The 13256-nt window shown below is 70.9% G+C and carries 12 protein-coding genes; 6 read left to right on the top strand and 6 right to left on the bottom strand.

Features of this window, described 5'->3' with window-relative positions:
* The first annotated feature begins 48 nt into the window (after positions 1-48).
* From V6R91_RS24765 to V6R91_RS24790, 6 genes are read left to right on the top strand one after another with little or no spacing between them, the layout of a single operon-like run.
* A complete protein-coding gene (locus V6R91_RS24765; protein WP_336397471.1) occupies positions 49-1632 on the top strand; it encodes an ABC transporter substrate-binding protein in 1584 nt (527 codons plus the stop codon).
* Between the two features lie 51 nt (positions 1633-1683).
* Positions 1684-2964, top strand: coding sequence for a M20 family metallopeptidase (locus V6R91_RS24770; RefSeq protein ID WP_336397472.1), 1281 nt, complete (start codon positions 1684-1686; stop codon positions 2962-2964).
* Positions 2965-3005: 41 nt separating this feature from the next.
* Positions 3006-3953: a DUF1177 domain-containing protein gene (locus V6R91_RS24775; protein ID WP_067246406.1), complete on the top strand. Its 948-nt coding sequence runs from the start codon at positions 3006-3008 to the stop codon at positions 3951-3953.
* A gap of 5 nt (positions 3954-3958) precedes the next feature.
* Complete coding sequence (locus tag V6R91_RS24780; RefSeq protein ID WP_336397473.1) at positions 3959-4798, top strand: ABC transporter ATP-binding protein; 840 nt, start codon at positions 3959-3961, stop codon at positions 4796-4798.
* On the top strand, positions 4795-5649 hold the full coding sequence (locus V6R91_RS24785) for an ABC transporter ATP-binding protein (protein ID WP_271060643.1): 855 nt from the start codon (positions 4795-4797) through the stop codon (positions 5647-5649). Before V6R91_RS24780 ends, V6R91_RS24785 begins: the two co-directional genes overlap by 4 nt.
* Entirely contained in the window at positions 5646-6314 is a 669-nt protein-coding gene (locus tag V6R91_RS24790; protein ID WP_271060642.1) for an AroM family protein, read from the top strand. The genes V6R91_RS24785 and V6R91_RS24790 overlap by 4 nt, the downstream gene beginning before the upstream one ends.
* A gap of 31 nt (positions 6315-6345) precedes the next feature.
* On the opposite strand, the gene V6R91_RS24795 is transcribed toward V6R91_RS24790, so the two are convergent.
* The 6 genes from V6R91_RS24795 to V6R91_RS24820 form a co-directional block, all read right to left on the bottom strand.
* The gene (locus tag V6R91_RS24795; RefSeq protein ID WP_067246392.1) at positions 6346-7149 is read right to left on the bottom strand and encodes an HpcH/HpaI aldolase family protein; all 804 of its coding nucleotides are present in this window, start codon (positions 7147-7149) and stop codon (positions 6346-6348) included.
* Between the two features lie 17 nt (positions 7150-7166).
* Complete coding sequence (locus V6R91_RS24800) at positions 7167-7952, bottom strand: fumarylacetoacetate hydrolase family protein (protein ID WP_271060640.1); 786 nt, start codon at positions 7950-7952, stop codon at positions 7167-7169.
* Positions 7953-8162: 210 nt separating this feature from the next.
* On the bottom strand, positions 8163-9329 hold the full coding sequence (gene hpaD, locus V6R91_RS24805; RefSeq protein WP_271060639.1) for a 3,4-dihydroxyphenylacetate 2,3-dioxygenase: 1167 nt from the start codon (positions 9327-9329) through the stop codon (positions 8163-8165).
* Positions 9330-9449: 120 nt separating this feature from the next.
* Positions 9450-10988 (bottom strand): 5-carboxymethyl-2-hydroxymuconate semialdehyde dehydrogenase, encoded by a 1539-nt coding sequence (hpaE, locus tag V6R91_RS24810; protein ID WP_336397680.1) that lies wholly within the window; start codon positions 10986-10988, stop codon positions 9450-9452.
* Entirely contained in the window at positions 10988-11674 is a 687-nt protein-coding gene (locus V6R91_RS24815) for a GntR family transcriptional regulator (protein WP_336397474.1), read from the bottom strand. The genes hpaE and V6R91_RS24815 overlap by 1 nt, the downstream gene beginning before the upstream one ends.
* Positions 11671-13185 carry a fumarylacetoacetate hydrolase family protein gene (locus tag V6R91_RS24820; RefSeq protein WP_336397475.1) on the bottom strand — a complete coding sequence of 505 codons (1515 nt, stop codon included), beginning with the start codon at positions 13183-13185 and terminating at the stop codon, positions 11671-11673. The genes V6R91_RS24815 and V6R91_RS24820 overlap by 4 nt, the downstream gene beginning before the upstream one ends.
* Positions 13186-13256: the final 71 nt, after the last annotated feature.

Raw genomic sequence — 13256 nt, forward strand, 5'->3', positions numbered from 1 at the left:
AGACCCGTCCCGCGCCGTCCACCCGACACCTCACGAAAGGCACAGCACATGCGAAAGAGAGTCCTGTCCTCGGCCGCGCTCGCGCTCGCCGTCCTCCTCACGACGGCCGGCTGCGTGGCCAACGCCAACTCCAATGCGGACTCCGGCGGCGCCGGGGCCGATCAGACCCTGACCATCGCCTACTCCGAGGGCGGCAACACCCTCGATCCCGCCGAGGCCAACGACGGCACGAGCGACACCCTGGTCGTGGCCGCCTACGACCAGCTCGTCACCTACGGCACCAAGGAGGTCGACGGGAAGCAGGTCTCCGACACGGCCACGATCGCGCCGATGCTGGCCTCCGAATGGTCGGCGGACGACAGCGGCACCGTGTACACGTTCACGCTGCGTGACGACGTCACCTTCCAGTCCGGCAAGAAGCTCGTCGCGGACGATGTCGTCCGCAGCTTCGCGCACATCGAGGCCTCGGCCTCGGCGAGCTTCCTCTACGGGATGGCGGGGATCGCCGGCGTCGTGGCGAAGGACGACCACACCGTCGAGATCACGCTGACCGGCCCGAACCACCTGTTCCTGCAGATCCTGCCGATGTACTCGTTCTCGATCCTGGACATGGACCTCGTCGAGGAGAACGGCGGCGCCGAGTGGCTCGCCACGCACACCGCGGGCACCGGCCCGTACGTGATCGACAGCTGGGACCCGGCGACCTCGGCCAAGCTCACCCGCAACGAGGACTACTGGGGCGAGGCTCCCGCGCTCGGCACGGTGAACCTCAAGTTCATCGGCGACGCCTCCAACCGCCTTCAGCTGCTGAAGAAGGGATCGGTCGACGCGGCGCTCGAGATCGCGCCGAAGGACCTGGAGGGCCTGGACGGGCAGGACGGGGTCGTGGTGGACTCGCGCCCGAGCAACAAGATCCTCTTCTTCGCGATGAACAACGCCATCGCGCCGTTCGACAACCCGAAGGTGCGCCAGGCGATCAGCTACGCGATCCCCTACGACAAGCTCATCGACGACGTCATGAAGGGGCAGGCGAGCCCCATGCGCTCGTCCGTCGCCAGCTCGACGCCCGGGTTCACCGACGAGGGCTATGCCGCGACCTACGACCTCGACAAGGCGAAGGCGCTGCTCGCGGAGGCGGGGTACCCGGACGGCTTCGAGTTCGAGTTCACCCTGGGCTCCGGCTTCTCCGACTGGAACGACGACGCCGTGCTGATCCAGGCGGAGCTCGCAAAGATCGGCGTGACCATGAACATCACGAACATGGCGCGTGCCCAGTTCCTGGAGGCGCTGGCCGGCAAGAACGTCCAGTCGTACATCAGCCGCTGGACCTCGTTCGTGAACGACCCGGGGTACCACCTCGGGCTGCTGATGACCTCCCAGGGCACGAGCAACTACATGAACTACTCCAACCCGCGCGTCGACGAGCTGTGGGCGAAGGCGGCCTCGGAGCAGGATCCCGCGGTGCGCGAGCAGGAGTACGGCGAGATGCAGAAGCTCATCAACGAGGAGACGCCGTGGGCGTACCTCTACGAGTACAACATCGCCGTCGCGCATGGCGAAGACCTGCAGGGCTACACGTCCTACCCGGACGGCCTGATCCGGTTCTTCCAGCTCAGCAAGTCTGCCGGCTGAGCCGGACGCACGCCCCTGACCCGCACACGACGCACAAGGAGAACGAACGACATGACGACGGCAACCGACTGGGAAGCGCGCGTCCTCGAAGAGGTGGAGCGCTCGCAGGACGAGCTGCTCGCCCTCGCGGGACTGCTCATCCGCACCCCCAGCGAGAACCCTCCGGGCGACTGCACGGAGATCGCCGACGTCGTCGCCGGACACCTCCGCGACGCCGGGATCGGCGCCGAGCTGCACGACGCGGGTCAGGGGCGGGTGAGCGTCCTCGCGCACCGCGGGGAGAGCGCGGACGGCGAACGGCACCTCGTCTTCGCGGGACACCACGACGTGGTTCCGGTGGGGGACGAGAGCCGGTGGTCGTTCCCGCCGCTCGCCGGCGACGTGGTCGACGGATGGCTGCGCGGACGCGGGGCCAGCGACATGAAGGCAGGGCTCGCCGGGCTCATCCACGTGTTCGTCCTCTTCGAGCGCCTGGGTGTCCCGCTGCGCGGGCGGCTCTCCCTGGCGTCCGTCCCGGACGAGGAGACCGGCGGGCGCCTCGGCGCGGACTGGCTGCTCGACCAGGGCGTGCTCGACGGCGCCACCGGCGGGATCATCGCCGAGCCCGCCGAGCGGGACCACCCGACGATCGGTCAGAAGGGCAGCAACTGGTTCCGGCTGACGATCCACGGCCGTCCTGGCCACGGCAGCCTCCAGCCCGTGCACGGCACGAGCGCCAACCTCCTGGGCGCCCGGGCGATCCTCGCGCTGCAGCGTCTCTGGGACATGACCCCGGACGCCCCGGAAGAGGTGCGCGAGCTCATCGCGGACTCGAAGCGCTTCGCGATCCAGCGCGAGGGGTATGCGCCCGAGGTCGCCGACGTGTTCGAGCACGTCACGATCAACGTCGGCACGGTCCGCGGCGGCACCTCCACCAACGTGGTCGCGGACACCTGCGTCATCGAGTTCGACACCCGGGTGCCGATCGGGCTCACCCGGGCACAGGTGCGTGCCCGCGTCGAGGAGATCCTCGCCGAGGAGGGCATCGAGGCGGAGATCGAGCCGCTCGGCTTCATGAGCGAGCCGAACTGGACCGTTCCGACCGACCCGGTCGTGGAGACCCTCGTGGGGGCGCTTCGCGAGCTGTCCGCCCCGGACGCCCAGGGCGTGCTGCAGTGGGCATCCTCCGACGCCCGGACGTTCCGGAGCCACGGGATCCCCGTCCTCCAGTACGGGCCGGCGGACCTCCAGACCATCCACGGCTTCGACGAGCGGGCGCTCGCGTCGGACGTCGTCCTCGCGGCGAAGGTGTACGCCCTCTCCGCCCTCCGCTACCTCGGCGTCCGCGACTGACCGCGCGCCACGAACCCACCGAACGGACAAGGAAGAGAAACATGCTGAACCAGGTGCTCGACGTCGTCGACCTGCTGGACTCCCCGTCGACCTCCGGCGAGGCGCTCGCCGCCTACCTGCGTGCGCAGGGCGCCGAGCGCGCCGAGATCACCGTCGAGACCATCACCGGCGACGAGGGCGGATCCACTGACTTCGTCCGCGTGGTCATCCCGGGCGCGGCGGGCCGGATCTCGGGCGGGTCCGCTCCCACCCTCGGCATCATCGGCCGCCTCGGCGGCGCCGGGGCGCGGCCCGAGCGGATCGGCTTCGTCTCGGACGGCGACGGCGCGGCCGCGGCGCTCGCCGCCGCCGCGAAGCTCCTGCAGATGTCCGCCCGGGGAGACGAACTCCCCGGCGACGTCATCGTCACCACGCACGTCACCGGCTGGGCCCCGACCGAGCCGCACGACCCGGTGCCTTTCATGGGATCCCCCGTGGACATGCGCACGATGAACGATCACGAGGTCGACCCCGCGATGGACGCGATCGTCTCGATCGACACGACCAAGGGCAACCGCACCATCAACCACCGCGGCATCGCGATCTCGCCGACCGTGCGCGGCGGCTACATCCTGCGCCCCAGCGACGACCTCGTCGGGGTCGTCGAGACGGTGACCGGGGCGACGGCGGTCGTGTTCCCCCTGGCGACGCAGGACATCACTCCCTACGGCAACGGGCTGCACCACCTGAACTCCATCCTGCAGCCGGCCGTCGCGACGTCGGCGCCCGTCGTCGGCGTCGCGATCACGACCGCGGTGCCGGTGGCCGGGTGCGCGACCGGCGCGAGCCACGAGGTCGACATCGAGCTCGCCGCACGCTTCGCGGTCGAGACGGCGAAGTACTTCGGCGCCGGACAGATCAGCTTCCACGACGAGTCCGAGTACACGCACCTGGTGGGGCTCTACGGCGACGCGGCGCACCTGCAGACCCTCGGGAACGTGGCGGTCTGATCGCCATGTCCGCCCTTCTCCGCGTCGAGGACCTCACCGTCCGCGTCCAGGCGCACCGCGGCACGAGCTACCCGGTCTCCGGGATCAGCTTCGACATCGCGCGCGGCGAGACGCTCGGCATCGTCGGCGAGTCCGGATCCGGCAAGAGCCTCACGGCGATGTCGATCATCCAGCTCCTGCCGACGCGCGCCGTGCAGATGACGGGCGGACGCATCCTGTTCGACGGCGAGGACATGGCGGCGTTCGGCGCCGGACGGATGCGCCAGGTCCGCGGGCGCCGGATCGGCACGATCTTCCAGGAGCCGATGACGGCCCTCAACCCCGCCTTCACGATCGGCTTCCAGATCGCCGAGCCACTGCGTCGTCACCTCCGCATGAACCGGAACGACGCGCGCCGGCGGGTCGTCGAGCTCCTGGAGATGGTGGGGATCCACCGCGCCGCGCAGATCGCCGACTCGTACCCGCACCACCTCTCCGGGGGAATGCGGCAGCGCGCCATGATCGCCATGGCCATGTCCTGCGAGCCGGACCTGCTCATCGCCGACGAGCCGACGACCGCGCTGGACGTGACGACGCAGTCGCAGATCCTCGACCTCATGCTCGATCTCCAGGAGAGCCACCGCACGGCGATCCTGCTCGTCACCCACGACCTCGGCGTGGTCGCGCAGGCGTGCCGTCGCGTCGTCGTCATGCGGCGGGGCGAGATCGTGGAGCAGGCGGAGGCCGAGCAGGTCTTCCGCGCTCCCGAGCACCCGTACACCCGGGCGCTGCTGGACTCGATGCCGTCGCGCAACGTCGGCAAGGATCGGCTGCCCTACGTCTCCGAAGGAGTGTGGAGCGCATGAGCGCACTGCTGAGCGTCCGAGGCCTGGTCAAGGAGTACCCGCAGCGCGGGGCGCGGCGCGGTGCACCCCCGTTCCGCGCCGTGGACGGGGTCGACCTCGATCTGGAGCAGGGGACGACGCTCGCGATCGTGGGGGAGTCGGGATCGGGCAAGTCCACGACCGGTCGATGCGTGCTGCGGCTCATCGAGCCGACGGAGGGCAGCGTCCGCTTCGACGGCACCGACCTGCTCTCGCTCGACCGCGACCAGCTGCGGCGCCGACGCTCGGAGATGCAGATCGTGTTCCAGGACACCTATGCGTCCCTGGACCCGCGATGGACCGTGGGACGTCTCCTCGCCGAGCCGCTGCGTCTGCACGAGCGGCTGAGTGGCCGTGAGGAGGCGTCCCGCGTCGGGGAGATGCTGGAGGTCGTCGGCCTCGACGCCTCGTACGCCGACCGCTACCCCCACGAGTTCTCCGGCGGACAGCGCCAGAGGATCGGCATCGCGCGCGCCCTCATGCTCAAGCCGCGCCTGGTCGTGTGCGACGAGCCGGTGTCGGCGCTGGACGTGTCGGTGCAGGCGCAGGTCCTCAACCTGATGAAGGACCTGCAGGACCAGCTCGGGCTGAGTTACCTGTTCATCTCCCACGACATCGCCGTGGTCGAGTTCATGGCCGACGACGTGATCGTGATGAGCCAGGGCCGGGTGGTCGAGGCGGGGCGCTGCGCCGAGGTGCTCGCCGACCCGCAGGACCCGTACACCCGGGCCCTGCTCGCGGCCGTCCCGGTGCCCGACCCGGACGCGTATCGGGACCGCGCCGAGCGCCGCGCGCTCATCGAGGCGGGGCTCCGGTCGGAGGCGGCGTCGTGACCGTGCTGGGGCTCGTGACGATCGGGCAGGCGCCGCGCGTGGACGTGACCCCCGACATCCTGCCGCTCCTGGCGGGGCACGAGGTGATCGAGCGCGGGGCGCTGGACGACCTGGGCGCGGCGGCGATCGGCGCCCTCGCCCCCGAGCCGGGACGCGCGGCGGTGGTCTCGCGCCTGCGTGACGGCTCCTCCGCGGTCCTGGACGAGGATCGGTTGCGCCCCCTCGTCCAGAGCGCGGTGGACCGGGTCGTGGCGGACGGAGCCGAGGCCGTGCTGATCCTGTGCACCGGACACCTCCCGGGGCTCGCCGCCTCGGTCCCGGTCTACACCGCCGAGGAGCTGGCGCGCGGAGCCGCGGCGGTGCTGGTGGGCGAGCGGGCGCTCGGTGTCCTCGTGCCGACGCCGCGGCAGGTCGAGGACATCGCGGCGCGCTGGCGGGCCGATCTCGGCCGGGACGCGTCGGTGGCGGCCGCCGATCCCTACGCCTTCGATGCCGAGGCCTTCGCCGAGGCCGGCCGTGCGCTCGCCGCCTCGGGCACGGAGTGGATCTTCCTGGACTGCATCGGCTATTCCGAGGAGATGGCCGCCGTCGTCACGCGCGCCACCGGTCTCCGAGCGGTCACCGCCCGCTCCCTGGCCGCCCGGATGCTCGCCGCCGCCGTCTGACGCCGCCGGGCTCGGTCCTCGGGGACCGGGGTCAGTAGCTGGCGCGGGCGGTGTCGTCGGCGGCGGGGAGGAAACGGGCGGCCAGAGCCTCCGTCGCCCGCGCGAGCAGCGCGACATCCGCGCCGACCGCGACGAAGTCCGCCCCCTGGGCGATGTAGGCGTCCGCGGCCGCGGGATCGAAGGCGTTGACGCCGACCGGCTTCCCGGCCTCCTTCACCGCGCGGAAGGTCCTGCCCACCGCGTCGAGCACGTCCGGGTGGGTCTGCTGGCCCAGGCGCCCCAGGGACGCGGCGAGGTCGGAGGGCCCCACGAACACCGCGTCCACCCCGTCGACCCCCGCGATCTCGGCCGCGGCCTCGACGCCCGCGGCCGTCTCGATCTGGACCGTGAGGGACGTGTGCTGCGCCGACTCCTGCAGGTAGCTGTCGACGCGGTTCCACCGCGCGCTGCGCGCCAGGGCGCTGCCGACGCCGCGTACGCCCTCCGGCGGATAGCGGACCGCGCGGACCGCGGCCCGCGCCTCGTCCGCGGAGGACACCATCGGCACCAGGAGGTTCTGCGCTCCCAGATCCAGCACCTGCTTGATCGCGACGACGTCGTTGAACGGCGCCCGCACGACCGGGGTGATCGGGTAGGCGGCCACCACCTGGAGCTGGATCTGCACGGACTCCAGCGTGTTCGCCGAGTGCTCCATGTCGATCAGGAGCCAGTCCAGCCCCGACCCCGCGTCGACCTCGGCGAGGACGGGGCTGCCCGAGCACGCCCACATGCCGATGAGCGCTCGGTCGGCGGCGGCGAGCCGCTCGCGGAAGGACGGGGCGAGGCGAAGAGACATGGTGCTCCTGGATCCGGTCAGACGAAACGGCAGGTGATGGTGCCCATGGGGCCGTAGTCGCACAGTACGCTGTCGCCGGCCTGCACCCACATCGGCCGGGTGAACGAACCGGCCAGGATGATCTCGCCGGCCTCCAGACGCGCGCCGTGCTGGTGGAACTTGTTCGCGAGCCACGCGACGCCGGTGGCGGGGTGGTTCAGGACCCCCGCGGCGACTCCGGTCTCCTCGATCTCCCCGTTCTTGAACAGCAGGCCGGGGACCCAGCGCAGGTCGATCTCGTCGGGGCGCTTGTGCACATCGCCCAGGACCATCGCGCCGTAGGCGGCGTTGTCGCTGATGGTGTCGACGATCGTGCGTCCCTCCAGCTCGATGTGCGAGTTGAGCACCTCGAGGGCGGGCACGGCGTAGTCGATCGCGGCGAGGGCGTCCTCCAGGGTGCAGTCCGGTCCCTCGAGCGGATCCTTCAGAACGAACGCGAGCTCGACCTCGATCCGGACGTTCGAGAAGTCCGCCGCGGGGATCTCCGCCCCGGACCGGTACACGGTGTCGTCGAACATCACGCCGTAGTCCGGCTCCGTGATGCCCGTCGCCTGCTGCATCGCCTTGGAGGTGAGTCCGATCTTGCGGCCGACGAGCCGGCGTCCCGCCGCGATCTGCGAGTCTCGCCACACGCCCTGGACGGCATAGGCGTCCTCGACCGTGGCCTCCGGGTGGCGGGCGGTGATGCGCGGGATGACGCTCTTGGCGCGGTCGGCCTCGGCGAGCTCGGCGGCGAGCTGCGCGATGGTGTCTGCTGACAGCATCCGTTCCTTCTCTCTGCGAGTGGTGAGTTCTGCGTGGTGGTGCGTTTCGTCTCGTCGCTTCGCTCCTCGCTCAACGACCGGGGACGTGCGTCGGTCGTTGAGCGAGCGGAGCGAGTCGAAACGCGGGGACGTGCGTTGGTCGTTGAGCGACACTTCGACTCGCTTCGCTCGCTCAGTGCGGGTCTCCGCGAGTCGAAACGCGGCGGCCGCCTAGAGCTGGTGGCCGAGCTTGTACTCGCCCTGCTTCCATTCCGGCATCGACGACTCGGCCTCGTCCGCGCGCGTGTAGGAGAACCCGTCCGCGCCGATGGTCACGGCCATCTCGGACGAGTCCGTGCGGGCGACGACCGGCTGCGGGTTGCCGTCGAGGTCCAGGACGAGCGAGGCGTCCGTGTACCACGACGGGACGACGGGGTTGCCCCACCAGTCGCGGCGCTGGTTGTCGTGCACGTCCCAGGTGACGACCGGGTTGTCCGGGTCGCCCGTGTAGTAGTCCTGCGTGTAGACCTCGACGCGGTGGCCGTCCGGGTCGCGCAGGTACAGGTAGAACGCGTTGCTCACCCCGTGACGGCCCGGCCCGCGTTCGATGGCGTCGGAGCGGCGCAGCGCCCCGAGCTTGTCGCAGATGGCGAGGATGTTGTGCTTCTCGTGGGTCGCGAAGCACACGTGGTGCATGCGGGGGCCGTCACCGCCGGTCATCGCGGTGTCGTGCACGGTGGGCTTGCGGCGCATCCACGCGGCGTAGACCGTGCCCTCCTCGTCCTGGATGTCCTCCGTCACGCGGAAGCCGAGATCCTGCATGAACTTCACGGCGCGCGGCACGTCGGGGGTGACCTGGTTGAAGTGGTCCAGACGCACGAGCTCGCCGGGGATGTGCAGGTCGTAGCGCCACGACATCCGCTCGACGTGCTCGGTCGCGTGGAAGAACTCGTACGGGAACCCGAGCGGGTCCACCACGCGCACCGAGTCGCCGATGCCCTTCGTGAAGCCGTCCGGATTGCGGCGGACGTCGCAGCCGAGCTCCGTGTAGAACTCGACCGCACGGTCGAGGTCCTCGGGCGTGCGCACGCGGTAGGAGAACGCGGCGACGGCGGCGATCGGGCCCTTGCGCAGCACGAGGTTGTGGTGGATGAACTCCTCCGTCGAGCGGAGGTAGATCGTCTCCTCGTCCTCCTCGGTGACGTACAGGCCGAGGATGTCGACGTAGAACTGGCGGGAGGCCGCCAGATCCGTGACGATCAGCTCCATGTAGGCGCAGCGCAGGATGTCCGGCGGCGCGGCGGCGGGGGTGGCGACGGGGTTGTCCGTGGTGATCGGCGCCTCCTGGCTCACGTAGAACCCGGAGGAGGTGAGGGTCATGTCTTCGCGGTTGGTCATGTCAGCGTCCTTGCTATCGCCCGGTCGTCGAGCGAGGAGCGAAACGACGAGACGAAACGCGTCACGGATGCCGGGAGGCGTTTCGTCTCGCTGCGCTCGCTCAACGACCGGTGGGTGGGTTCAGCGGGGGTCCGGGTCGTCGAGATCGGTCTCGGTGTGCAGGTCCTGCTTGCCGAACGTGGGGTTGTGCGGCGCGCCGAGCGTGATGTGCACGCTCTGCTGGTCCGTGTAGAAGTCGATCGAGCGGTAGCCGCCCTCGTGGCCGAGGCCCGAGGCCTTGACTCCGCCGAACGGAGTGCGGAGGTCTCGCACGTTGTTCGAGTTCAGCCACACCATGCCCGCTTCGACCGACTGCGCGAAGTTGTGCGCCCGCTTGAGGTCGTTCGTCCAGATGTAGGCGGCGAGGCCGTACTTGGTGTTGTTCGCGAGGGCCAGCGCCTCCTCCTCGGTGTCGAAGGGGGTGATCGCGACGACCGGGCCGAAGATCTCCTCCTGGAAGATCCGTGCGTCGGGCGCCACGTCGGCGAAGACGGTGGGGGCGACGTAGTTGCCGGTCTCGAACCCCTCCGGACGCCCGCCGCCGGCGACGAGACGGCCCTCGGTCTTGCCGATCTCGACGTAGCTCATCACCTTGTCGTAGTGCTCGGGGTGCACGAGCGCGCCGACCTCGGTGGCCGGGTCGTGCGGGTGGCCGACCTTGACGCGCTCGGCCTGCGCCGCGTACCGCTCCACGAACTCGTCGTAGACCTCGCGCTGGACGAGGATGCGGGACCCGGCGGTGCAGCGCTCGCCGTTGAGGGAGAAGACGCCGAAGATGCAGGCGTCGATCGCGACGTCCAGATCCGCGTCCGCGAAGACGACGGCCGGGCTCTTCCCGCCCAGCTCCATCGACAGGCCCTTCAGGAACGGTGCGGCGTTGCCGAAGATGATCTGCCCCGTCCGGCTCTCGCCGGTGAAGGAGATGAGCGGCACGTCCGGGTGCTTCACGAGCGCGTCGCCGGCGTCCTCTCCGAGGCCGTTGACGAGGTTGAAGACGCCCTTCGGCAGACCCGCCTCCTCGAAGATGCCGGCCCACAGCGACGCCGACAGCGGCGTGAACTCGGCGGGCTTCAGGACCACGGTGTTGCCCGTGGCGAGGGCAGGTCCCAGCTTCCAGGACTCGAGCATGAACGGCGTGTTCCACGGGGTGATGAGCCCGGCGACGCCGATCGGCTTGCGGTTGACGTAGTTCATCTGCCGTCCGGGGACCTTGAACGCGTCGTCCGCCTGGGCAACGATCAGGTCGGCGAAGAAGCGGAAGTTCTCGGCGGCGCGGCGGGCCTGGCCGAGGGCCTGGGTGATCGGCAGACCGGAGTCGAAGGACTCGAGCTCCGCGAGCCGCGCGTCGCGTGACTCGACGATGTCTGCGATCCGGTGCAGCACCCGCGAGCGCTCGCGGGGGAGCATGCGGGGCCAGGGTCCCTCGTCGAAGGCGCGCTTGGCGGCCGCGACGGCCCGCTCGATGTCGGCCTTCTTGCCCGCGGCGGCGTGCACGTAGGTCTCGTTCGTGACGGGGTTGAGCACCTCGAAGGTGTCGCCGTCGATCGAGTCGACGAACTCGCCGTCGATGTAGTGCTGGATCTTCTCCGGCAGATCGGCCGGGATGTAGACGTCGGTCATCATCGTCCTTCTGTGGTGGTGCGGGTGGTCGGTTCGTGGCGGGAGGTCAGGAAGGCGTCCATCGTCCGCCAGCGGTGGTTGCGGGCGGCGAGCTCGATCTCGAGCGGATCGGCCTCCGCGCGGATGAGGTCGAGGATCTGCGCGTGCTCCTCCACGGAGTGGCGCGCGCGTCCGGGGACGAACGCGAACGTGGAGTCGCGGATCCCCGAAAGGCGTGCCCACCCGCGGTGCACGAGATCGAGCAGGTGCGGGTTGGGGCAGGGCTCGAACAGCACGGAGTGGAACTGGCGGTTGAGGTCGGTGAACGCATGCGCGTCGAAGTGGTCGAGGAGGCGCACCATCCGGGCGTTGACCTCCGCGGCGCGCTCCAGCGCGTCGGCGTCGAGGTGCGGGGCCGACAGCGCGGTGGCCGCGCCCTCGACGAGACCCAGGGTCTGCATTGTGTGCGCGTACTCGCTCTCGTCGACGAGCGACACCCGCGCGCCGACGTTCCGCTCGAACGTGACCAGCCCCTCCGCCTCCAGGCGGCGGATCGCCTCGCGGACGGGCACGACGCTCATCCCGAGCTCGTCCGCGATCGGGCCGAGGACCAGACGGTACCCGGGGCCGTACGCGTGTGAGGCGATCCGCGAGCGGATCCAGGCGTACGCCTGCTCCGACTTGCTCCCCTCGGCGACGATCGTCATGCGCCCGCGCTCTCTCCGGCCCCGGTCCCCGCCGACCGGCTCGCCTCGTACCGCGCGCGCCACTCGGCGTTCATCGGGAACAGCCCGTCGACGGGGTTCCCCGCCGCCACCTGCTCCGCGATCCACTCGTCCTCGACCTCCTGGGCGAGGGCGGCGTCGGCCACCTCCTCGGCGATCGCCGGGGGGATCACGATGACCCCGTCCCCGTCGCCGACGATGATGTCGCCGGGCTGGACGGCCGCGCCGCCGCAGGCGATCGTGACGTCGACGTCCCACGGGACGTGGCGGCGGCCGAGCACGGACGGGTGCGGGCCCCGCGAGAAGACCGGCAGGCCGATCTCGGCGACCGTGTCGAAGTCGCGGACGCCGCCGTCGGTGACGACCCCCGCGGCGCCGCGGGCCTGGGCGCGGAGGGCCAGGATGTCCCCGAGGGTGCCGGTGCCGGACTCGCCACGCGCCTCGATCACGATGACCTCGCCCTCGGCCACCGCGTCGAACGCGCGCTTCTGGGCGTTGTACCCGCCTCCGTGGGAGGCGAAGAGGTCCTCCCGGGCCGGGATGAACCGCAGCGTCTTGGCGGTGCCGACGATCTTGGTGCCGGGGAGGTTCGCGGAGACGCCGTCGATGAAGCAGAAGTGGTGCCCGCGCTTGCGCAGCTGCGCCGAGAGCCCGGCAGTGGGCGCCGCCTCGAGCTTCGCGCGCAGCTCCGCCGTGAGCGCCGGGGCCGCGGGCTCCCGGGGCTCCGGGGTCTCCTGGGTCTCGCCGGGAAGGCCCGCCGCCTCCCGGGATCCCCAGGCCTCGGCCCGCTGCAGGTCGTCGACGGCCGGGAGCGAGCCCAGGGCCGCGTCGAAGGGCACCTCGCCCTGGACCACGGTGGTGCGCAGGCGCCCGGAGCTCGGCGCTCCCGGAGCCTCGGGCGCATCGACCTCGATCTCGACCACGTCGCCGGGGACGATGACGCTGGATCCCGCCGGGGTGCCGGTGAGGATCACGTCGCCGGGCTCGAGCGTGAAGTGCTGGGACAGATCCGCCACGAGCTGGGGCAGCGGGAACAGCAGGCCGGCCGTGGTGTCGTCCTGGGCGAGCTCGCCGTTGACCCAGGCGCGCACGCGCAGGGCTGCGGGATCGACGAGCGCGGCGTCGATGAGGTCGGGGCCGAGCGGCGTGTAGCCGTCGCCGCCCTTGGAGCGGACGTTGGAGCCCTTGTCGTTGGCGCGCAGGTCGTAGAGGCCGAGGTCGTTCGAAGCCGTGACGTGCGACACATGCTCCCATGCGCGCTCGACGGGGACGCGACGGGCTGCCGTGCCGATGACGAGCGCGATCTCGCCCTCGAACGCCAGCAGCTCGGTGCCGGCGGGGCGCTCGACGGTCCCGTCCGTCCCGGCGACGGAGCTGGCCGGCTTGAAGAAGTACGACGGGGCCGCGGGGCGGCGCCCGCGCTGGTCCGCGCGGGAGACGTAGTTGAGGTGGATCGCGACGATCTTTCCGGGGCGGGGGATCGGGACGGTCACAGGCGCCTCCTCGCGCTGATCTCCACGGGGGAGAGGGACGGATACGCCGGAGGCCTCGGCCTGTTGGCGTC

It is taken from the genome of Microbacterium sp. CCNWLW41, from assembly GCF_037083505.1.

Excerpts from the sequence above, each read along its gene's own strand:
- V6R91_RS24780 (WP_336397473.1), top strand. The coding sequence starts at position 3,959 with ATGTCCGCCCTTCTCCGCGTCGAGGACCTCACCGTCCGCGTCCAGGCG.
- V6R91_RS24785 (WP_271060643.1), top strand. The coding sequence starts at position 4,795 with ATGAGCGCACTGCTGAGCGTCCGAGGCCTGGTCAAGGAGTACCCGCAG.
- hpaD (WP_271060639.1), bottom strand. The coding sequence starts at position 9,329 with ATGACCAACCGCGAAGACATGACCCTCACCTCCTCCGGGTTCTACGTG.
- V6R91_RS24795 (WP_067246392.1), bottom strand. The coding sequence starts at position 7,149 with ATGTCTCTTCGCCTCGCCCCGTCCTTCCGCGAGCGGCTCGCCGCCGCC.
- V6R91_RS24775 (WP_067246406.1), top strand. The coding sequence starts at position 3,006 with ATGCTGAACCAGGTGCTCGACGTCGTCGACCTGCTGGACTCCCCGTCG.
- V6R91_RS24770 (WP_336397472.1), top strand. The coding sequence starts at position 1,684 with ATGACGACGGCAACCGACTGGGAAGCGCGCGTCCTCGAAGAGGTGGAG.
- hpaE (WP_336397680.1), bottom strand. The coding sequence starts at position 10,988 with ATGACCGACGTCTACATCCCGGCCGATCTGCCGGAGAAGATCCAGCAC.
- V6R91_RS24815 (WP_336397474.1), bottom strand. The coding sequence starts at position 11,674 with ATGACGATCGTCGCCGAGGGGAGCAAGTCGGAGCAGGCGTACGCCTGG.
- V6R91_RS24800 (WP_271060640.1), bottom strand. The coding sequence starts at position 7,952 with ATGCTGTCAGCAGACACCATCGCGCAGCTCGCCGCCGAGCTCGCCGAG.
- V6R91_RS24765 (WP_336397471.1), top strand. The coding sequence starts at position 49 with ATGCGAAAGAGAGTCCTGTCCTCGGCCGCGCTCGCGCTCGCCGTCCTC.